The organism is Aquabacter cavernae (genome assembly GCF_003993795.1).
Classification (GTDB): domain Bacteria; phylum Pseudomonadota; class Alphaproteobacteria; order Rhizobiales; family Xanthobacteraceae; genus Aquabacter; species Aquabacter cavernae.
Map to the genome: position 1 here is coordinate 25,738 of NZ_RWKV01000003.1, position 19,910 is coordinate 45,647.

Here is a 19,910-nt window from a genome sequence, read left to right on the forward strand (position 1 = left end):
CCATGAAGCTCCCCCAGGCCCTGGGTTCCATCCATTTCGTCGGCATCGGCGGCATCGGCATGAGCGGCATCGCCGAGGTGCTGCACAATCTCGGCTATCAGGTGCAGGGCTCGGACGTGGCCGAGAGCGCCAACGTGAAGCGCCTGCGCGACAAGGGCATCCCGGTGATGATCGGCCATGTGGCCGCCAATGTGGATGCGGCCGACGTGGTGGTGGTCTCCTCCGCCATCAAGCGCGACAATCCCGAACTGCAGGCCGCCCGCGCCCGCCGCCTGCCCGTGGTGCGCCGCGCCGAGATGCTGGCCGAGCTGATGCGCCTGAAGAGCTGCGTCGCCATCGCCGGCACCCACGGCAAGACCACCACCACCTCGCTGGTGGCCACCTTGCTGGATGCCGGGGGCATGGACCCCACCGTCATCAATGGCGGCATCATCAACGCCTACGGCACCAATGCGCGCCTGGGCGGCGGCGACTGGATGGTGGTGGAGGCCGACGAGAGCGACGGCACCTTCCTGAAGCTGCCCGCGGAAGTGGCCATCGTCACCAATATCGACCCCGAGCACCTCGACCATTTCAAGACGTTCGAGCGCGTGCAGGAGGCGTTCAAAAGCTTCGTCGAGAACCTGCCTTTCTACGGCTTCGCGGTGATGTGCATCGACCATCCCGTGGTGCAGTCTTTGGTGGGCCATGTCGAGGACCGCCGCATCATCACCTATGGCGAGAACCCGCAGGCGGACGTGCGCCTGACGGACGTGGACCTGCGCGGCGGGGTGACCAAGTTCAACGTGGTGTTCCGCGACCGCGCGGGGGCGACGGCGCATCGCATCGACGGGCTGCGCCTGCCCATGCCCGGGCGGCACAATGCGCTGAACACCACCGCCGCCATCGCGGTGGCCCATGAACTGGGCATCGCGGACGAAAAGATCGTGGAGGCCATTGCCCAGTTCGGCGGCGTGAAGCGCCGCTTCACCCGCACCGGCGAGTGGAACGGGGCCGCCATCTTCGATGATTACGGCCACCATCCCGTTGAGATCGCCGCCGTGCTGCGCGCCGCCCGTGCGGCCAGCGAGGGGCAGGTGATCGCCGTGGTGCAGCCGCACCGCTATAGCCGCCTCGCCTCGCTGTTCGATGATTTCTCCACCTGCTTCAACGATGCGGACCATGTGATCGTCGCCCCCGTCTATGCGGCGGGCGAGGCGCCGGTGCCCGGCGCCGACCGCGATCACCTGGTGCAGGGCCTGCGCGCCCGCGGCCACCGCTCCGTGACCCCGCTGGACGGCCCGGAGCATCTGGCGGGCCTCGTGGCGGGCCTCGCGAAGCCCGGCGACTATGTGATCTGCCTGGGCGCGGGCAGCATCACCCAATGGGCCTACGCCCTGCCGGGCGAACTCGCCTCCGGCACCGCCGAGGCGCGCTGAGCGGGGGGATGTGCTAGGATCGCGACATGACCCTGTCGCGTGAACAGCTCGTCCGCTCCCTCGCCGCTCTTGAGCCCCGTCTGCGCGCCGAAGGCGTGACGGGCCTCGCGCTGTTCGGGTCGCGGGCGAGGGGCGATCATCGCGAAGATAGCGATGTCGATGTGGTTATCGACGTGGCGCGGGGCACGCCCTTCTCACTCCTCGATCTGGTGGGTGTCGCCCATGAAATCGAGGACGATATCGGGCTCCCCGCCAGCATTGTTCTGCGCCGCAGCCTCGATCCGGCTTTCGCCCGCACCGTCGAGCGGGACGCCATCCGGATTTTCGGATGACTGCTCGAGCCGTCTTGCGGCTTCACGACATGAAGCAGGCCATCGGCGATATTCGGGCTTTGCTTGAGGATGCATTGCCCGAGCGGCTTGACGCCCATCGCCCCACGCGGGCGGCTTTCGAGCGTTTCCTCGAAATCGTCAGCGAAGCTTCGCGCGGCATACCGGAGGACTGGAAGCTCTCCGTTGCGCCGGATGTTCCGTGGCGGCGGGTCGCGGATCTCGGCAACCATATCCGCCACGCTTATCACCGGGTCGATACCGAGATCCTGTGGAATATCTATGTGCTGGAACTGGACGGGCTCGAGCGTGCGGTAGACGCCATGCTCGCCCGTTTCGGGGGACCGCCGGAGGATACCGAGGCGCGCTGAGCGGGGTGGTTGCGCTGCAGCGGAAGACTCGATAGGCAAAGCCGACCGCAACGCACCGGGGTCTGGTCGGAATGAAGCGCGCGCTCTGGGTCGCCGCCGCCAGCGTCGGCATCGGCATCGTGGTGCTCGGCCTGAAAGGTGCTGCCTGGTGGGTCACCGGCTCGGTCGCGCTGCTGTCCGACGCGCTGGAAAGCATCATCAACGTCGCGGCGTCCCTGGCCGCTCTGGTGGCGCTGCAGATCAGCGCGCGGCCCGCCGACGACAACCATCCCTACGGCCACCACAAGGCGGAATATTTCTCCGCCGTGCTTGAGGGCGTGCTGATCGTCCTGGCCGCGGGCTCCATCATGCGGGAGGCCTATTTCGGCTTCCTGGATCCCCGCCTGCCCGAGCAACCCATGCAGGGCCTGATCCTGAACGGGCTTGCCACGCTCATCAATGCGGCCTGGTGCACGGTGCTGCTGCGGGTCGGCCGGAAATGGCGCTCGCCCGCTCTGGTGGCGGACGGGCGCCACTTGAAGGCGGACGTGGTCACCTCCATCGGCGTGCTGGCGGGCTTTGTCCTCGTGCCCATCACCGGCTGGCCGCAGCTCGATCCGATCCTCGCGGGCATCGTCGCCGTCAACATCCTGTGGACCGGCTGGGGCCTCATGCGCGAATCGGTGGGCGGCCTCATGGACGAGGCGCCCCGCCCCGACGTGGTGGCGCGCATCAAGGAACTGGTCTCGCTCCATGCGGACGGCGCCATCGAGGCCCATGACCTGCGCACCCGCCATGCCGGACGCATGACGTTCGTGGAATTCCATCTGGTTGTGCCCGGCGACATGACGGTGGCCGCCGCCCACACCATCTGCGACCGCATCGAGCAGGCGTTCGAGACCGACATGGAAGACATGGTCATCACCATCCATGTGGAGCCCGAAGGCGAGGCGAAGCACCGGGGGGTGGTGGTGTTGTAAGCTCGGTCTCGGGAGGCGATATGCCGACAATCTTGAGATTGGATGGGTTCAGGTTCTATTTTTACAGTCACGAGCCCAATGAACCGCGGCATGTGCATGTGGACAGGGCCGGCTGTTCGGCGAAGCTCTGGCTGGAGCCCGTGGCGCTCGCGAGCAATGCGGGGTTCTCGGCGTCGGAAATTGGCGTTCTGTTGAAAATCGTTCATGCCCATCGGACCCAGTTCATGGAGGCTTGGGATGGCTTTTTCGGCACCGGCCGCTGACACGCGGGTCAAGGATGTTCGCGTGGGAGAAAACGAACTGTCCGTTTTCCTGATGGACGGGCGGACCATCAGCGTGCCGCTCGGATGGTATCCCCGTCTCGTCGCGGCCACGCCAGATCAGCTCCGGCACTGGGAAATCGCAGGTGGCGGCTACGGCATCCACTGGCCGGATATCGATGAAGACCTGAGCACCGAAGGGCTGCTGCGAGGCGCGCCCGCCCCGCGTCGCGGCTGATCGCGCTCTATCGCACTGGCAACGACCACCCTCCGGAGCTAAAGCGGAAACATGATGGATTCCGCTGCCGCCTTTCCCGACCTCGTCCCGGATCTTCGCGCGCGCCTGCCCGATTTGCGCGGTCGCCTCACGGCCAACGCGCCGCTGGCGCCGCTCATCTGGTTCCGCGCGGGCGGCCCGGCGCAGGTGCTGCTGGAGCCGGCGGATGCCGACGACCTTGCCTATGCGCTCCCCCTTCTGCCCCCCGATTTGCCGCTCTGCGTGATCGGCCTCGGCTCGAACCTCATCGTGCGCGATGGCGGCGTGCCGGGCGTGGTGGTTCGGCTGGGGAAAGGCTTCGCGCAGATCGCCGTGGAGGGCCCGCGCATCCGCGCCGGGGCCGGGGCGGCGGATGTGAAGGTGGCGCGGGTCGCCGCCGATGCGGGCCTGAGGGGCCTGTCCTTCCTGCGCGGCATTCCCGGCGCCGTGGGCGGGGCCCTGCGCATGAATGGCGGGGCCTATGGCGGCGAGGTGAAGGACGCGCTCGTCTCCTGCCGCGCGGTGGGTCGAGACGGGCGCATCCATGAGATCACCACGGACGGGATGGGCTTCACCTATCGCCATTGCGCCGTACCGGACGAGTTGATCTTCACCGAGGCCCTGTTCGAGGGCACGCCGGGCGATCCCGTGGACATCGCGGCGGAGATGGCGCGCATCACCGCCGCCCGCGAAGCCACCCAGCCGGTGAAGAGCCGCACGGGCGGCTCCACCTTCAAGAATCCCGAAGGCGGCAAAGCCTGGCAACTGGTGGATGCGGCGGGGTGCCGGGGGCTCGTCATGGGCCGTGCCCAGGTGTCGGAACTGCACACCAATTTCCTCATCAATCTGGGCGGTGCCACCGCAGCCGAGATTGAGGGGCTGGGCGAGGAGGTGCGCCGGCGGGTGCGCGAGACCTCCGGCGTCGAGCTTCAGTGGGAGATCAAGCGCATCGGCCTGCCGCTCACCGTCTGATCGCGCCCCAAAGCGGCCCAGCTTGCGCCCGACAAGACGGCGGCGCGCACGATTCGCAGCCCTGCCGTGTTCTTTCGGGCTCCTAAGGAATTGCAAACCCTGTTCGCGCTTTAATTGCCTGCCCGGTCCTGGGCGCTTTTCGGGATTCATTCATGTCCAAACACGTCGCGGTGCTCATGGGCGGCTGGTCCGCCGAGCGGGAGGTTTCGTTGCGCTCCGGTGCGGGGTGCGCCAGCGCCCTCGAAGAGGCCGGCTACCGCGTGACCCGCGTGGATGTGGGCCGCGACATCGCCGAAGTGCTGGCCCGCCTGAAGCCCGAGGTGGCGTTCAACGCGCTCCATGGCTGCCCCGGCGAGGACGGCACCATCCAGGGCATCCTGGAGATCCTGCGCATTCCCTATTCCCATTCCGGCGTGCTCGCCTCGGCGCTCGCCATGGACAAGGCGCAGGCCAAGGTGGTGCTGGCGGATGCGGGCGTGCCGGTGGCCGAGGGCCGCGTGGTGTCGCGCGCGGAGGCCGCGCGAGGCCATGTGATGGAGACGCCCTATGTGCTGAAGCCGGTGGCGGAAGGCTCCAGCGTCGGCGTCTATATCGTGCGCGAGGACCAGGCCCATCCGCCCCAGGAACTGACGCGCCCGGACTGGAAGCACGGCGAAACCCTGCTGGCGGAACGCTTCATCCCCGGCCTGGAGCTGACCTGCGCGATGATTCGCGGGGAGCCGTCGGAGGTGACCGAGATCGAGGCGACCCACGCCTTTTACGATTACGACTCCAAATATGCGCCCGGTGGCTCGAACCACATCCTTCCTGCCCGGATTTTACCCGAAGTTTACCAACAGGTGCGGATACTTACGGCCAAGGCGCATAAGGCGCTCGGATGCCGGGGCGTCTCCCGTGCTGATTTCCGATACGACACGCGGACCGGGGATGCCTCGGGCCTCGTTTGCCTGGAAGTCAACACGCAACCCGGCATGACCGAGACCTCACTCGTGCCTGAACTGGCGGCCTATGCGGGCATTTCGTTCAGCGAGCTTGTGACATGGATGGTGGAGGACGCATCGCTGGACCGCTGAGACCGCCCCAGGCGGATCGCGGATCGCAGGCGGGAATGGGAAAGCTGCCGAATCCGGTGTCCGTCTCCCGGCGCACCGTGCCCATGCGCGAGCCCGCGCCGGCCAGCCGCACCGCGCTTCTGCTGCGCCGCCTCACGGTGCGCCTCGGCGCCTCCCGGATCGGGCGGCGCGGGGCGAGCCTGCTGGCGGTGGCGGTGATCGGCGGCTTCACGGCCTATGGCGTGGTGCTGGGCGGCCATGTGGAAGAGGCGCAGGAATTCCTGGTGGACCTCGGCGACGTGGCCGGCAGCATGGCGGGCTTCAAGGTGAAGCAGGTCAACCTGTCCGGCCAGAATCACGTCACGCCGCCGGAAATCCTGGCGGCGGCGGGCATCAAGCCCACCACGTCCTTGCCCTTCGTGGACGCTGACGCCACCCGCGCGCGGCTTGAGGCCATGCCCTGGATCGCCAGCGCCACGGTGCGCAAATTCTATCCCGACCGCATCGACATCTCGGTGGTGGAGCGGGAGGCCTATGCGCTCTGGCAGTTCAATGGCCAGCTCCAGGTGATCGCCCGCGACGGCATGCCCATCGCGCCTTATTCCGATGATCCGCGCTATGTGAGCCTGCCCATCGTGGTGGGCGAGGGCGCCGACAAAAGGGTGGGCGAGATCGTCGAGGCGCTCGCCCGCGTGCCGCCGATCCGCGACCAGGTGCGCGCCGCCATCCTCGTGGCCGACCGGCGCTGGACGCTGAAGCTGCGCAACGGCATCGACGTGCGCCTTCCCGAGGAGGGCTTCTCCGGCGCCCTTCTTGAGCTGGCCGATCTCGACCGCGAGAAGAAGCTGCTCACCCGCGATATCACCATCGTGGACCTGCGCCTGCCCGACCGGGTAGCGGTGCGCCTGTCCGACGGTGCCTATGAGGCGCGCATGCAGGCCATCAAGGCCAAGGCCAAGGCGAAAAAGGGAGGGGCCGCGTGAGGCACCGGCTCGCTCAGGGGTTTGCCCCCAAGATGCGCCCGATCCAGCCGAAGAAGAGCGGGATCGTCGCGGTCCTCGACATCGGCACCAGCAAGATCGTGTGCGCCATCGCCCGGCTGAAGCCGCGCGGCGCGTCCGACGTGCTGCACCGGCGCACCCATTCCATCGACGTGCTGGGCATCGGCCACACCCGCGCCCATGGCGTGAAGGGCGGGGCCATCGTGGACATGGCCCGCGCGGAACTGGCGGTGCGCCAGGCGGTGGACATGGCGGAACGGGCCGCGGGCGTGCAGATCGCCTCGGTCATCGTGGGCGTGTCCGGCGCGCGCCTTGCCTCGCAGCATTACGAGGCGGCGGTGCGCCTCACCGCCCCGGCGGTGGAGGAATTCGACATCCGCCGCGTGCTGGAAGCCGCCTCCACCTATGCGGTGGGCGACGGGCGCGCCGTCATGCACGCTCTGCCCGTGGGCTATTCCCTGGACGGGCGACGGGGCATCGGCGAGCCGTGCGGCATGCTGGGCCGGGAATTGGGCGTGGACATGCACGTCATCACCGGCGACCTCACCTCGCTGAAGAATCTGGTCCTGTGCGTGGAGCGGTGCCATCTGGGCATCGAGGCCATGGTGTGCGCGCCCTATGCGGCGGCGCTCTCCTCGCTCACGGACGACGAGATGGAGCTGGGCGTCACCCTCGTGGACATGGGCGCGGGCACCACCACCTTCTCGGTCGTTTCCGGCGGCCACTGCATGTATGTGGACGGCATCGCGCTGGGCGGCCAGCACATCACCAATGACGTGGCGCGCGGCCTTCCCGCGCGGCTCGCCGACGCGGAACGGCTCAAGGCGCTGCATGGCGCGGTGGTGGCCGTCTCCTCCGACGATCACGACATGCTCACCATTCCCCCGCTTTCGGGGGATGAGCGCGACCAGCCCAACATGGTGCCGAAATCGCGCCTGGTGACCATTGTGAAGCCACGGGCGGAAGAGATCGTGGAACTGATTCGCGATCGCCTGAAGGCCTCCGGCCATGCGGGCGATGCGGGGCGTCGCCTGGTTCTGACCGGGGGCGCGGCCCAACTCCAGGGCCTGCCGGACCTGATGGCCCGCGTGATCGGGCCGCAGGTGCGAATCGGCCGCCCGCTGGGCGTGTCGCGTTTGCCGGAAGCGGCACGCGGCGCTGCGTTCGCGGTGGCGGCCGGGCTGCTCGTCTATCCCCAGGTGGCGGGGCTCGAACATTTCGAGCCGCGCCGTCGCCAGGCGGTGGGCGCGGAGAGCGGAACATATTTCGGCCGCGTGGGACGCTGGCTGAGGGATAGCTTTTAGAGATGGTTAACCGAGTTCGGGCTTAACTGATCCCGAGTTTCGGATTCGGAACGACGGCACGGCGCTTCGGGCGCGACGGAGTGGGAAAATGTCGATCAACCTTCAGATGCCCGACATTCGGGAGTTGCGGCCCCGGATCACTGTGTTCGGTTGCGGTGGCGCCGGCGGCAATGCCGTGAACAACATGATCAATTCGGGCCTGACGGGCGTCGAGTTCGTGGTGGCGAACACCGATGCGCAGGCGCTGTCCCTCTCCAAGGCCGAGCGGCTCGTGCAGATGGGCGTCGCCGTCACCGAGGGCCTCGGCGCCGGTTCCCAGCCTGAAGTCGGCCGTGCGGCCGCCGAGGAAGTGCTGGACGAAATCCGCGATCACCTCTCCGGCTCCCACATGGTGTTCATCACCGCCGGCATGGGCGGCGGCACCGGAACGGGCGCCGCGCCCGTGGTGGCCCGCGCCGCCCGCGAGCTGGGCATCCTGACCGTCGGCGTCGTGACCAAGCCCTTCCACTTCGAGGGCCAGCGCCGCATGCGCGTCGCCGAGCACGGCATCAACGAGCTGCAGAAGACGGTGGATACCCTCATCGTCATCCCGAACCAGAACCTGTTCCGGGTGGCCAACGAGAAGACCACCTTCGCCGACGCCTTCTCCATGGCCGACCAGGTGCTCTATTCGGGCGTCGCCTGCATCACCGACCTGATGGTGAAGGAAGGCCTCATCAACCTCGACTTCGCCGACGTGCGCGCCGTGATGCGCGACATGGGCAAGGCCATGATGGGTACGGGCGAAGCCTCCGGCGACAAGCGCGCCCTCCAGGCGGCGGAAGCGGCCATCGCCAACCCGCTGCTGGACGAGACCTCCATGCGCGGCGCCGGCGGCCTGCTCATCTCCATCACCGGCGGCAACGACATGACGCTGTTCGAGGTGGACGAGGCGGCGACCCGCATCCGCGAGGAAGTGGATCCCGACGCCAACATCATCCTGGGCGCCACCTTCGACCAGTCCCTGGACGGCATCATCCGCGTGTCGGTGGTCGCCACCGGCATCGACCCGGCCGTGGTGCCGGAGCAGATCCACCCCGCCACCGACCGCTTCCCCGAGCTTCAGGGCCGCAAGATCTCCAACGCCGGCCGCGCCGCCGTGGAGCAGGCCCGCGAGGCCCAGATCCGCAGCGCGGTGGCTGCCATCTCCGCCGAGGACCTGATGTCGCTCGAAGCCCCGGCGCCCGCGCCGGTCATGCATCGCGCGCCGCCCCCGCCGCCGGCGCCCCAGCAGGCTGTGGCCATCGACGACGTCACCATCCGCGCCGCGACCCCGAAGCCCTCCTTCTTCGAGGAGCCGGAGCAGGCCCCCGCGCCCGCGCCCATGGCCCATGAGGACGAGTTCGCGCCCTATATCCCGCCGCAGGCCCAGCGCCCGCGCGCCCCGCGCATGCCGCGCGTGGACGAGCTTCCCATGCCCGCCCAGAACCAGATCCGCGCCCAGCGCGGCGAGGCTCCGGTGGAGCAGAAGAAGATGACGCTGCTCCAGCGGCTCGCCAATGTGGGCATGGGCCGTCATGCGGACGAGCCGGAACCGGCCCGTGCGCCCCAGCCGAGCCTGCGCGCACCCGCGCCGCAGCAGGGCCGCCCCCAGGGCCGCCCGGATCCGGTTTCGGAATTTGCCAAGCGTCCCCAGGCGCGTCCGGCCGCCGAGGTGCCCACCCGGCATCCCCAGCATCCGGGCCATGAGGACGACCAGTTGGAGATTCCGGCTTTCCTGCGGCGTCAGGCCAATTGATTAACCTCATCCGCATGTAACAGGTGCTGACGCCCGGGCCACAAGCCCGGGCGTAAGTTTTTGATAACCAAGGTGATTTTAGGATTTGTCCCCGGTAACAGGCGGTAAGCAAGCGTGATTTGGCGCACTGCGGCAAGCCGTCTAGGTTCTCGCTCGAACCTTGCGCAGTACCGGTTGAGTCGGCAGCACAAACTGCCTTCCGGGCGGAAGTGGGCAAGGATGGTGAAACTTTAGGGGCGGGAGCGAGACGGCGGCATGCCGGGTAGCTTCCGATCAGGCATGAAGTCCGAAATGCAGACGACCCTGTCGGGCCCGGTTTCCCTGCGTGGCGTTGGCGTCCACGGGGGCGTCGAGGCGACGCTGACCTTCAAGCCCGCGCCCGCCGACAGCGGCATCGTCTTCTCCCGGACTTTCGCAGACCAGGCCCCCCGCCGCATTTCCGTTTCCCGCCAGTCGGTGCAGGCCACCGATCTCGCCACCGTCCTGGGCGACCGTTCCGGCGCCGTGGTCTCCACGGTGGAGCATGCCCTCGCGGCCTTCGCCGGTCTCGGTGTCGATAATGCCGAGGTGGAGATTGACGGCCCCGAGGTTCCGATCCTCGACGGCAGCGCCGCTCCCATCGTGGAAGCGGTGGACCGCGCCGGCGTCACGGCACTCGGCGCCCGCCGCAAGTATCTGAAGGTGCTGAAGCCGGTGCGCGTCGAGAACGGCGCCTCCTTCGGCGAGCTGTCTCCCTATGATGCGGGCTTCCGCCTCGAAGTGGAGATCGAGTTCGATCACGCCTTCATCGGCCGCCAGCGTTTCGCCGGCAACGTCACCCCCGCCGTGTTCCGCCGCGAACTCTCCGCGGCCCGCACTTTCGGCTTCCTGAAGGATGTGGAGCGCCTGCGCGCCGCCGGCTATGCCCGCGGCGCCTCGCTCGACAACACCGTGTGCCTGGACACGGACGGCGTTCTGAATGCCGAGGGCCTGCGCTTCACCGACGAGTTCGTGCGCCACAAGGCGCTGGACGCGGTGGGCGACCTCGCCCTTGCCGGCCTGCCCCTTCTGGCCCGCTACCGCTCGTTCCGTGGCGGCCACAAGCTGAACTATCAGGTGGTGGACGCCCTGCTGGCGGATCGCTCCGCCTTCACGGTGGTGGAAGCCCCGGCCCGTGGCCGCCGCGAAGGCGCCGAGCTGGTGGTGGGTGCCCCCGTCCTCGCTTTCGCTCCCGAGCGCTGATCTGAAGGCGCGGGCGCGCGGCGCCCGCCTCCTCCCGCAGGGCCGGCCGCCCGCATGGCTGCGGAGGGCTCGGTGCGAATAGGACTTTCCTTGCACACAATTGCGTCCTATTCCCCTTCCTTGAAATTTGCCGTCTCTTCACACTCGCGCGCCACAATGCCGTCGGAAAGCGCCGTTAGCCGCGTTGGTGGCGGCTCTGCGTCCCGGCACGGGTCGGGGTTCGGTCGAGGCAACGGCTCGGAGTGATTCACACGTGATGCGCCTTTTCAAAGAAGCGGCTTCTCCGCGCGCCTCGCGCTCCCGGGTGGCCGGGCTGATCGGTGCGCTCCTGGTGGCGGCCAGCCTTGCGGGCTGCGCCACCGACAAGGACGACATCCTCGCGCCCGACGAGCCGGCCGAGAAGATCTACAATGAGGGCCTGACCCTCATGAACCGCGGCGACCTCAAGGCGGCGGCCAAGCGCTTCGAGGATCTGGACCGCACCCATCCCTATTCCGAATGGGCCCGCAAGGCCCTGCTGATGGACACCTACGCCTATTACCAACTGGGCGAATATGACGAGGCCATCAGCGCCGGAAAGCGCTATCTCTCGCTGCATCCGGGTTCCTCGGACGCGGCCTATGCGAACTATCTCGTCGCCTCCGCCTATTTCGACAATATTCCGGACGTGACCCGCGACCAGAAGGCCACCCGCCAGGCCCTGGACGCGCTGGACGACGTGATCCGCAAATATCCCGACACCGAATATGCCGTCTCCGCCAAGCGGAAGGTGGAAGTGGCGCGTGACCAGCTGGCCGGCAAGGAAATGATGGTCGGCCGCTATTATCTGGAAAACCGCAACTACACGGGCGCCATCAACCGCTTCAAGGTGGTGGTGACGCGGTACCAGACCACGCGGCAGGTGGAAGAGGCGCTGTTCCGCCTCACGGAAGCCTATATGGCGCTGGGCATCATCAGCGAGGCGCAGACCGCCGCCGCCGTGCTGGGCTACAATTTCCCGGAAAGTTCCTGGTACAAGGACGCCTATCGCCTCGTCCAGCAGGGCGGGGGCGGCGAACCCAAGGAGAATAAGGGCTCCTGGATCAGCCAGGCGTTCAAGAAGCTCGGTCTCGGCTGACGCGCCATGCTCGCCTCCCTCTCGATCCGGGACATCGTTCTGATCGAGAAGCTTGATCTCGCGCTGAATGAGGGCCTCACGGTCCTCACGGGCGAGACCGGCGCGGGCAAGTCCATCCTGCTGGATGCCTTGTCCCTCGCCTTGGGCGGCCGCGGCGACGGCGCCCTGGTGCGCCACGGCGCGGCCAAGGGGCAGGTGACGGCGGTCTTCGACCTTCCCCTCTCCCATCCCGCCCGCCTGCTTCTTGCCGAAGCCGACATCGCCGACGAAGGCGATCTCATCGTGCGCCGGACCCAGACGGCGGACGGGCGCACCCGCGCCACCATCAACGACCAGCCCGTGAGCCTCCAGACCCTGCGCGCGCTCGCCGCGCGCCTCGTGGAGCTGCACGGCCAGCATGACGACCGGGCGCTGGTGAACCCGGCCTCCCATCGCGCGCTCCTGGACGCCTTCGGGGGCCTTGCGGGCGAGGCGATCGCGCTGGGCGTCCTCTGGCGCGGCTGGCGCGCGGCGGTGACGGAGGCGGACGGCGAGCGCGCGCGCCTGGAGGCGGCGGCCAAGGATGCCGACTTCCTGCGCCATGCGGCGGCGGAACTGAACACCCTCGCTCCCGAGGCGGGCGAGGAAGGGCGGCTCGCCGAGCGCCGCGCCGCCATGATGCGCTCCGAGAAAATTGCCGGCGACCTTTCCGAGGCGCTGGACGCGGTGGGCGGGGGCGGCTCCCCGGTGCCCACCCTCGCGGCCGCCGTGCGCCGCCTGGAGCGCCGGGCGGGCGAGGCGCAGGATCTGGTAAAGCCGGCGGTGGAGGCCATCGACCAGGCCTTGGACGCGCTGGAAAGCGCCCGCGCCCATCTGGAAGCGGCGCTGCGCGAGGCGGATTTCGACCCGCGTGAGCTGGAGCGCATCGAGGAGCGCCTGTTCGCCCTGCGCGCCGCTGCCCGCAAATATGGTGTCGCCACCGACGACCTGCCCGCCCGTGCGGCCCGCTTTTCCGCCGATCTCGTGGCCCTGGACCGGGGTGCCACGCGCCTCGCGGCCCTGGACCGCGCGGCTGGGGAGGCGAGCCTTGCCTATATGGCCGCAGCCAAGCACCTCTCCGCCGGGCGCAAGGCGGCTGCGGGCCGGCTGGAGGCGGCGGTGAATGCCGAGCTGCCGCCCTTGAAGCTGGAGCGGGCGGTCTTCTCCGTGGCGCTGGAGAGCGATGCCGCCGCCGCCGGGCCGGAGGGGCAGGACCGGGTGGAATTCTGGGTGCAGACCAATCCCGGCACCCGGGCGGGCCCCATGATGAAGGTGGCCTCGGGCGGCGAGCTGTCGCGCTTCCTGCTGGCGCTGAAAGTGGTGCTGGCGGATCGCGGGTCCGCGCCCACCCTCATCTTCGACGAGATCGACACGGGCGTGGGCGGCGCGGTGGCGGACGCCATCGGCGCGCGCCTCTCGCGCCTTGCCGAGCGGGTTCAGGTGCTGTCCGTCACCCACGCGCCCCAGGTGGCGGCGCGGGCGCGCCATCACCTCCTCATCTCCAAGGCCAGCGCCCCCGGTGCCGCCAACGACGCGCCCGTGACCACACGGGTCGCGCCGCTCACCGACGACCATCGCCGCGAGGAGATCGCCCGCATGCTGGCGGGCGCCACCGTCACCGCCGAAGCGCGGGCGGCGGCGGATCGCCTGCTGGGCGTGGTGGGGTAACAGAAAGGGTCCATGAGATGCCTCATGAGCCCTTGTCTAAGCCCCCGCAGTACCGGCCGAAGACCGGGACTGCCAGTATAAGACCCCTCACACGCTGCGCATCAGGCCGCCATCCACCTTGATGTTCTGACCCGTGATATAGGCCCCGCCTTCGGACGCCAGGAAGGCGACGGTGGCCGCGATTTCCTCGGACGTGCCGTAGCGGCCCAGCGGCACGCCCGCGCGGCGTTCCTCGGTGGCGGGCAGGCTGTCGATCCAGCCGGGCAGCACATTGTTCATGCGCACATTCTGGGGGCCGTATTGGTCCGCGAACAGCTTGGTGAAGGCGGCAAGCCCCGCCCGGAACACCGCCGAGGTGGGGAACATGGACGCAGGCTCGAACGCCCAGGCCGAGGAAATGTTGATGATGGCGCCGCCCTTCTGGGCCGCCATCACCGGCGCCACGAGGCGGGTCGCGCGGATGACGTTCATCAGATAGACGTCGAGCCCGGTGTGCCACTGGTCGTCGGTGATCTCCAGCAGCGGTGCGCGCGGCCCGTGGCCCGCGCTGTTCACCAGCACGTCGATGCGCCCGGCCTCGCCCATCACCAGCGCCACGAGGCGTTCCAGGTCCTCGGGCGACTGGTTGGAGCCGGTCACGCCCCATCCGCCCAGTTCCGCCGCCAGGGCCTCGCCCTTTCCGGAGGAGGAGAGGATGGCCACCTTGTAGCCATCAGCCGCCAAGCGCCGGGCCGCCGCCGCGCCCATGCCGCTGCCGCCCGCCGTCACCACCGCCACCTTCTGCGCGCTCATCTGCCTTCGTCCTTCTTTTCGGGAAATGTTTGGGGCGGGGTGCCCGTCAATTCAGGGATTTCAGTCCACGTCGGGCTTGCCGCGCCGCAGGCTCTTCACGCTGCCGCGCCGCTCCTTGGCCGCGAGGCGGCGCTCCTTGGAGGCGAGGGTGGGGCGCGTCTTGCGGCGGGGCGGCGCCACATAGGCGGCCTCGCGAATCATCTCCACGAGGCGCGCGATGGAATCCTCGCGGTTGCGGTCCTGGCTGCGGAAGCTCTGGGCATGGATGACGATGACGCCGTCCTGGGTCATGCGGCTGCCCGCGACCCGGCCGAGCCGCGACTTCACGCCGTCCGGGAGATTGGGCGAGCCCCAGGCATCGAAGCGCAGCTGCACCGCGCTCGACACCTTGTTGACATTCTGCCCGCCGGGGCCGGAGGCGCGCACGAAGGAGAAGGACAATTCCTCCTCCGTGATCGCAAGGCGCGGCGTGATCTCGATCCAGGCCATGGCCCTTCAATGCCGCAGGCGGGAGAGCGGATCAACGGGGATGATGCGCGGGGAGGCAACGCCCCGGCGTGCCGGGGCGGCTCGGCCGGAGGCGATTGTCCTCCGGCCCGTCGCCGTCAGATGGCGTGGCGGTTCGCGCTCGGGCCGAAATGCCCCACATAACGGGGCGAGATGGCCGCGCGGGGCAGGATGACCAGAACGTCCGTGGTGCCGAACTGGTGGTCCACCACCGCCCCCTCGCCCACATAGCCGCCGACGCGCAGATAGCCCTTGATGAGCGGCGGCAGGGAATGCATGGCGGTTTTCAAATCCACCTGCTCCTTGGGCAGCATGTTCATGTTGGTGCAGCGCGCGGGCAGGGCGCGGGCGCACCATTCCTCAGGCGCGCGGGCATGGTGGTGCAGGAAGGAGAGGGGCAGAGCGAGGGACGCGGGGTCGGTACCGTCCAGGCTCGCGCAGCCGAACATCACGTCGATATTGTTGCGCAGCACATAGGTCCACACCCCGTGCCAGAGCAGCTCCACCGTGCGCTTGTTGCGATAGGGCTTGAGCACGCAGGAGCGGCCCAGTTCGAGAAAGCGCAGGCCGGGATGGGCCTCGATGATGCGGTTCACGTCGAACTCGGCCTGGGTATAGAAGCCGCCATGCTTGCGGGCCACGTCCTGGCGCAGCAGGCGATAGGTGCCCACCACCTTGGGCTTGCGCCGGCCGAGCACCATCTTGCCGGCATCATGGTCGAGCACGAGGATGTGGTCGCAGATGGTGTCGAAGGCATCCACGTCGCGGCGTGCGAGGCGCGCGGCGGCGTCGGGGACAGCCGACTTTTCCTCGTAGAACACCTTGTAGCGCAGCCGCTGGGCCTTGCGGACGTCGCTCGCGGTGCGGGCGAGCCGCACTTCCAAGCTGCCGAGGCGCCCGAGCACCACGGGTTCGCCGGAGGGAACCGCCTCGCGGTGGCGGATGCCCGAATAGGCGCGCAGGTCCGAGACCAGCTTCTGGGGTCCGTTGAGGGGAACACCATCGGCCAAGGCGGCCGGGCCGAAGCCGAACGAGGCCGCGAGCTTGGCGGGGGTCATGCGGAAGGCGCCGCCCTCGGTGAATTTGCCGTTGGAAAATTTCGCGCCCGGAAACTTCGCGAGGCTCTCTTTCGCGACGTCGATGCCACGGCCGAAGAGGGCAGGGAAATCCAGCCCCGCCGGAGAACGGCCCGAACCCGGCACTTCTTCGCGTTTCATGGCAACGACCCTCCTCCTGGGGCCGTCGCTGGCGGAGCGGCGTTTTCGACGCTTTCCGCCATGACGAGCTCACCCGCGCCTTACGGAGCCACTGCCCCGCCTCATCGCGTGACGGATACCATCAGCATAGGTTTCATACGCTGATGTGACAATGGCCGAATCCCATACGTAAGGTCCGAGCGCGGCAGCTTAAGCCGGGCTTCATCCTTATATGCGAATGGGTTGGTGCTGCCTCGTCTTGGCGGCGCGCGTCTGCGCGCCGGACGGGGCGGGCATAATTCAGTCGGCTCAAGCTCCGGTGCCGTCACCGCGCGCCGGCTCAGCGAAGGGGGATTTGATGGTACGTTCCGTGTTCCGTGCGCGCGCCCTGCGCGGCCTGTTCGCCGCCGCCGGCCTTGCGGCCTGTTTCGCCGGCTCCATGCCGGCCGCCGCCCAGCCGCGTCCCGTGCCGGATGCGGTCACCACCATCGACATTCCCAATGTGGGCCCCATGCAGGTGCTCACCTACAAGGCCCAGTTCGTCTCGGCCGATCCCGCCACGCGCCGCGTGGTGCTGGAAGGCAGCACGGGCAAGCGCTGGTCGGTTCTGGTGCCGCCCATGATGGGCAATGTGATGAATCTGGCTAACAGCCGCAGCCTCATCGTCCGCGTGCTGCCGGGCGTCGTGACCTATCTGGGCAAGGCCCACCAGGGCACGCCCGGCAAGCTCACCGCCGAAGTGGCGCTCGATGGCGGCCTGCCCGGCTGGCCGCAGGATTTCGGCTTCCGCGAGGTGACCCTCACCTCCATCCTGGTGGATATCAACAAGACCGCCGGCACCATCAGCTTCGAGGGCCTGGACGGTTATGTGCGCACGCTGAAGGCGGGCAACTCGCAGGTGCTGGCGGATTTGCAGAACGTCAATATCGGGGACCTGAGCGAGATCCGCTATTATGAGGGCGTGGTCATCAACACCGTGAACTGACCGAGCGAAAACGGAGCGGGCGCGTCAGATTTCGCGCCCCTCCACATCCACCTTCAATTCGTCCACGATCTCCTGCGCCTCTTCCAGGTGCGGATTGACCGCCAAAGCCCGCCGCGCCGCGTCCAGCGCCCGGGCGTCCTCGCCCACCTCGCGCAGAATGAGCGCCAGGCCCAGCAGGGCCGTGTAGTGGCGGGGCTCGCGGGTCAGCACTTCTCCCAGATCCACCAGCGCGCCGTCATAGTCGTCCTGCGCATATTTCACCGAGGCGCGGCGCGCCAGCAGGGAGAGATTGTCCGGCACGATGGTGATGGCGACGTTCAGCAATTCCAGCGAGAGGTCATATTCCTTCGCCTGGGCGGCCACTTCCGCGCGGGCCATGAGCAGGTCCGCGCTGGGGCTGCCGGTCTGCGCGAAGAAGGCGTCGAGCCGTGAATTGAGCGCCTTGGCGCTCTGCTCGTCGGGCGCGAGGCGCAGGGCCTCGAACAGGGCATCGAGCTGGGCGCGACGATCGCGCGGGGGCTTGCGGACCGGGGCCTCGCCGGGCCGGGCGGGCGCTGCGGCGGGCGGGGTGTTGCCCGCGGCTGGCCCCTGGGACGACCCTTGAGCCGCTGCGGGAGCGGACAGGACGGACGGCAGGCCAAGGCACGCGCCCGCGAGAAGCAGGACGGCAAGCCGCGAAGTGGAGAAAGAGGTACGCACCGGCATGGGGGAAATGTCCATCCGCCCGCCCGCTGCGTCAAGACGCAGCGAAGCGCTCCAGCGGTTTGCCAACCTGCTGAAACGCTTCGCACTGTCGCTTAAATGCGCTGTTTGACCGTGAACCGCTTCACATTTCGCTTGGAAACGCGGTGAGCGGCACCAAAGGCCGCGCGGATCACGAATGCTCGACCGGCGTCGCCGGTCGGCCCGGATCAGCCCTGACGAGCCTTGTAGCGCTTCTGGGTCTTGTTGATGATGTAGACGCGGCCCTTGCGGCGCACCAGACGATTGTCCCGGTGACGGCCGAGCAGCGACTTCAGGGAATTGCGGATCTTCATAACACTCGCCTTCGGCCGACCGCGGCGCGCGGACCGCGCGGCTCATCGACACAAGTTTGTTGGATCGAGCGCGCTTGATATGGGGCGAAGGCGCCGATGTCAACGGCGGAACCGCTAGGCGGCGGGTGCCGCGTCCACGATTCCGATACCGTCCTCCACGCGGAACCGGCCGATGCACGCCATGTGGAACTTGCGCCCCACCACCGGCATCTCATCGGCCCGGCTGAAAGAGGGAACGTTCACCACCAGATCCCGCACCAGGACTTCCTCGAAGCCCTGGCCGGTTTCCAGAATGACGCGCCAGTTCCATGCGCCGTCCGGTGTCTCGGCGGCCATGGTGTTGTAGCGATAACGGATCAAGGACGGCACGGCTCACCCCCGCATGCTGCACCGAAGAACCGAAAGCCTACTTGCCCTGGAGCAGGGGCGCCAGTTCCTTGTCCAGGTCCGCCACGGAGATGGCGCCCGCGAACTTCTTGCCGTTGATGAAGAAAGTGGGGGTGGAATCCACGCCCAGCTCCTTGTTGGCATATTGCGCGCTGGCCTGGACCTTCTCAGCCAGATCCTTGTCGGAGAGGCACTTCTCGAAGTCCGCCTCGCTCATGCCCGCCTGCTTGGCGACGGTGAGCAGGCCCTGGGCCGGATCGTTGCCGAACGCCCAGGCGCGCTGGGTTTCGAACAGGCTGGACACCATGGGGAAATACTTATCGTCCGGCAGGCAGCGGGCCAGCATGAAGCCGGCGGTGGCCACCGGGTCGAACGGGAATTCCCGCAGGATGAAGCGCACCTTGCCCGTGTCGATATATTTGGACTTCAGGGTGGGGAAGGTCTGGGTGTGGAACGCCGCGCAGTGCGAGCAGGTGAGGGAGGCGTATTCCACGATGGTCACCGGCGCGTCCTTGGCGCCCAGCGATTCCTCGGTGAGGGCGCTGGCGGCGGGCGCGAACAGCTTGGCCGCGTCCACGGTCTGGGCGGCGGCGGGGCTGATCAGCGCGCCATCGAGGCCGGCGAGCTTGAGCATGGGTCCCGCAACGGCGGCGAAGAGGGCCAGCTGGCCGGCCCCCACGAGGAAGCGGCGACGGGAAAACGGCATGAAACTCTCCACTGGTGCGATGGCGCGGACTGGAGCGGGCTATCACGGCAGGGATGTGGCCGAAAGGCCCGGCGCGATCAAGATTTCCGGCGCGACTGCCGCACCAGGGCACCAAGCCGGGCGAGGGACGCCGCCAGAGCCTCGTCCTCGAAGGCGCCGATCTCCCCGCGCACCCGTGCAACGGTCTCCGGCGCGGGGGGAATGAAGGGGGCGGGCACGGAACGCCGGGGCACCGGCCCCTGTCGCAGCGCGATCCGCCCTACGCAGCGCCAGCCGAAATAGGCGTTGATGCGCTCCATCACGATCGGCGCGGCATATTGGAACTCGATGGCATAGGCGCCCTCCACCCGCACGAACAGGGTGGCGGCCTCCCCGTTCTCCTCGCGCGGCCATTGCAGGCGCTGCGGCTGGGAGCGGGGGGCGAGGTCCGGCCCGACGATCTCATCCCAATGGGTCACCACCTCCACCACGGAGAAGCCCGCCTTGCCGCAGAGCTGCGCGATGGTGGGGCCGACCAGATCGGCGAGGGGCTGGGCGAAATACGGCTTCTTCACGGGACCTGTTCCCTCATGCGGGC

The 19,910-nt window shown here is 68.3% G+C and carries 23 protein-coding genes; 15 read left to right on the forward strand and 8 right to left on the reverse strand.

What is annotated here, in order from left to right; genetic code table 11:
• Positions 1-2: 2 nt before the first annotated feature.
• From murC to recN, 14 genes are all read left to right on the forward strand, one after another.
• Entirely contained in the window at positions 3-1,418 is a 1,416-nt protein-coding gene (gene murC / locus EJJ38_RS01905; RefSeq protein ID WP_127088432.1) for a UDP-N-acetylmuramate--L-alanine ligase, read from the forward strand.
• A 26-nt stretch (positions 1,419-1,444) separates the two neighbouring features.
• The gene (locus EJJ38_RS01910; RefSeq protein WP_127088433.1) at positions 1,445-1,750 is read left to right on the forward strand and encodes a nucleotidyltransferase family protein; all 306 of its coding nucleotides are present in this window, start codon (positions 1,445-1,447) and stop codon (positions 1,748-1,750) included.
• A gap of 29 nt (positions 1,751-1,779) precedes the next feature.
• On the forward strand, positions 1,780-2,118 hold the full coding sequence (locus EJJ38_RS01915) for a HepT-like ribonuclease domain-containing protein (RefSeq protein ID WP_164738376.1): 339 nt from the start codon (positions 1,780-1,782) through the stop codon (positions 2,116-2,118).
• A 71-nt stretch (positions 2,119-2,189) separates the two neighbouring features.
• The gene (locus EJJ38_RS01920; RefSeq protein ID WP_127088435.1) at positions 2,190-3,077 is read left to right on the forward strand and encodes a cation diffusion facilitator family transporter; all 888 of its coding nucleotides are present in this window, start codon (positions 2,190-2,192) and stop codon (positions 3,075-3,077) included.
• Positions 3,078-3,097: 20 nt separating this feature from the next.
• Positions 3,098-3,340, forward strand: a complete 243-nt coding sequence (locus EJJ38_RS01925) for a DUF4160 domain-containing protein (protein WP_127088436.1) — start codon at positions 3,098-3,100, stop codon at positions 3,338-3,340.
• Positions 3,315-3,575, forward strand: a complete 261-nt coding sequence (locus tag EJJ38_RS01930; protein WP_127088437.1) for a DUF2442 domain-containing protein — start codon at positions 3,315-3,317, stop codon at positions 3,573-3,575. The genes EJJ38_RS01925 and EJJ38_RS01930 overlap by 26 nt, the downstream gene beginning before the upstream one ends.
• Before the next feature lie 51 nt (positions 3,576-3,626).
• On the forward strand, positions 3,627-4,565 hold the full coding sequence (murB, locus tag EJJ38_RS01935) for a UDP-N-acetylmuramate dehydrogenase (protein WP_245454064.1): 939 nt from the start codon (positions 3,627-3,629) through the stop codon (positions 4,563-4,565).
• Between the two features lie 152 nt (positions 4,566-4,717).
• A complete protein-coding gene (locus EJJ38_RS01940) occupies positions 4,718-5,638 on the forward strand; it encodes a D-alanine--D-alanine ligase (protein WP_127088438.1) in 921 nt (306 codons plus the stop codon).
• Positions 5,639-5,673: 35 nt separating this feature from the next.
• A complete protein-coding gene (locus EJJ38_RS01945) occupies positions 5,674-6,600 on the forward strand; it encodes a cell division protein FtsQ/DivIB (RefSeq protein WP_245454065.1) in 927 nt (308 codons plus the stop codon).
• Between the two features lie 32 nt (positions 6,601-6,632).
• Positions 6,633-7,922, forward strand: a complete 1,290-nt coding sequence (gene ftsA, locus EJJ38_RS01950; RefSeq protein ID WP_127088667.1) for a cell division protein FtsA — start codon at positions 6,633-6,635, stop codon at positions 7,920-7,922.
• 88 nt (positions 7,923-8,010) lie between these two features.
• A complete protein-coding gene (gene ftsZ / locus EJJ38_RS01955) occupies positions 8,011-9,699 on the forward strand; it encodes a cell division protein FtsZ (protein WP_127088439.1) in 1,689 nt (562 codons plus the stop codon).
• Between the two features lie 279 nt (positions 9,700-9,978).
• Positions 9,979-10,920 carry a UDP-3-O-acyl-N-acetylglucosamine deacetylase gene (gene lpxC, locus EJJ38_RS01960; protein WP_127088440.1) on the forward strand — a complete coding sequence of 314 codons (942 nt, stop codon included), beginning with the start codon at positions 9,979-9,981 and terminating at the stop codon, positions 10,918-10,920.
• A gap of 256 nt (positions 10,921-11,176) precedes the next feature.
• The gene (locus EJJ38_RS01965) at positions 11,177-12,037 is read left to right on the forward strand and encodes an outer membrane protein assembly factor BamD (protein ID WP_127088441.1); all 861 of its coding nucleotides are present in this window, start codon (positions 11,177-11,179) and stop codon (positions 12,035-12,037) included.
• Positions 12,038-12,043: 6 nt separating this feature from the next.
• Positions 12,044-13,723, forward strand: a complete 1,680-nt coding sequence (recN, locus tag EJJ38_RS01970; RefSeq protein ID WP_127088442.1) for a DNA repair protein RecN — start codon at positions 12,044-12,046, stop codon at positions 13,721-13,723.
• 87 nt (positions 13,724-13,810) lie between these two features.
• On the opposite strand, the gene EJJ38_RS01975 is transcribed toward recN, so the two are convergent.
• From EJJ38_RS01975 to olsB, 3 genes are all read right to left on the reverse strand, one after another.
• Complete coding sequence (locus tag EJJ38_RS01975; protein ID WP_127088443.1) at positions 13,811-14,515, reverse strand: SDR family oxidoreductase; 705 nt, start codon at positions 14,513-14,515, stop codon at positions 13,811-13,813.
• 60 nt (positions 14,516-14,575) lie between these two features.
• Positions 14,576-15,004 carry an alternative ribosome rescue aminoacyl-tRNA hydrolase ArfB gene (gene arfB / locus EJJ38_RS01980; protein ID WP_127088444.1) on the reverse strand — a complete coding sequence of 143 codons (429 nt, stop codon included), beginning with the start codon at positions 15,002-15,004 and terminating at the stop codon, positions 14,576-14,578.
• A 116-nt stretch (positions 15,005-15,120) separates the two neighbouring features.
• Entirely contained in the window at positions 15,121-16,080 is a 960-nt protein-coding gene (olsB, locus tag EJJ38_RS01985; RefSeq protein ID WP_127088668.1) for a l-ornithine N(alpha)-acyltransferase, read from the reverse strand.
• 496 nt (positions 16,081-16,576) lie between these two features.
• Here olsB and EJJ38_RS01990 point away from each other — a divergent pair, with 496 nt between their 5' ends.
• A complete protein-coding gene (locus EJJ38_RS01990; protein WP_127088445.1) occupies positions 16,577-17,203 on the forward strand; it encodes a hypothetical protein in 627 nt (208 codons plus the stop codon).
• A gap of 24 nt (positions 17,204-17,227) precedes the next feature.
• Here the strand turns inward: EJJ38_RS01990 and EJJ38_RS01995 are convergent, their stop codons facing one another.
• From EJJ38_RS01995 to EJJ38_RS02015, 5 genes are all read right to left on the reverse strand, one after another.
• Positions 17,228-17,908 (reverse strand): tetratricopeptide repeat protein, encoded by a 681-nt coding sequence (locus EJJ38_RS01995; protein ID WP_205666083.1) that lies wholly within the window; start codon positions 17,906-17,908, stop codon positions 17,228-17,230.
• A gap of 206 nt (positions 17,909-18,114) precedes the next feature.
• The gene (ykgO, locus tag EJJ38_RS02000) at positions 18,115-18,240 is read right to left on the reverse strand and encodes a type B 50S ribosomal protein L36 (RefSeq protein ID WP_012114086.1); all 126 of its coding nucleotides are present in this window, start codon (positions 18,238-18,240) and stop codon (positions 18,115-18,117) included.
• 114 nt (positions 18,241-18,354) lie between these two features.
• A complete protein-coding gene (locus tag EJJ38_RS02005) occupies positions 18,355-18,609 on the reverse strand; it encodes a hypothetical protein (protein WP_127088447.1) in 255 nt (84 codons plus the stop codon).
• 37 nt (positions 18,610-18,646) lie between these two features.
• Entirely contained in the window at positions 18,647-19,333 is a 687-nt protein-coding gene (locus EJJ38_RS02010; protein ID WP_127088448.1) for a DsbA family protein, read from the reverse strand.
• Between the two features lie 77 nt (positions 19,334-19,410).
• Positions 19,411-19,887: a DUF721 domain-containing protein gene (locus tag EJJ38_RS02015; RefSeq protein ID WP_245454067.1), complete on the reverse strand. Its 477-nt coding sequence runs from the start codon at positions 19,885-19,887 to the stop codon at positions 19,411-19,413.
• Between the last annotated feature and the right edge of the window lie 23 nt (positions 19,888-19,910).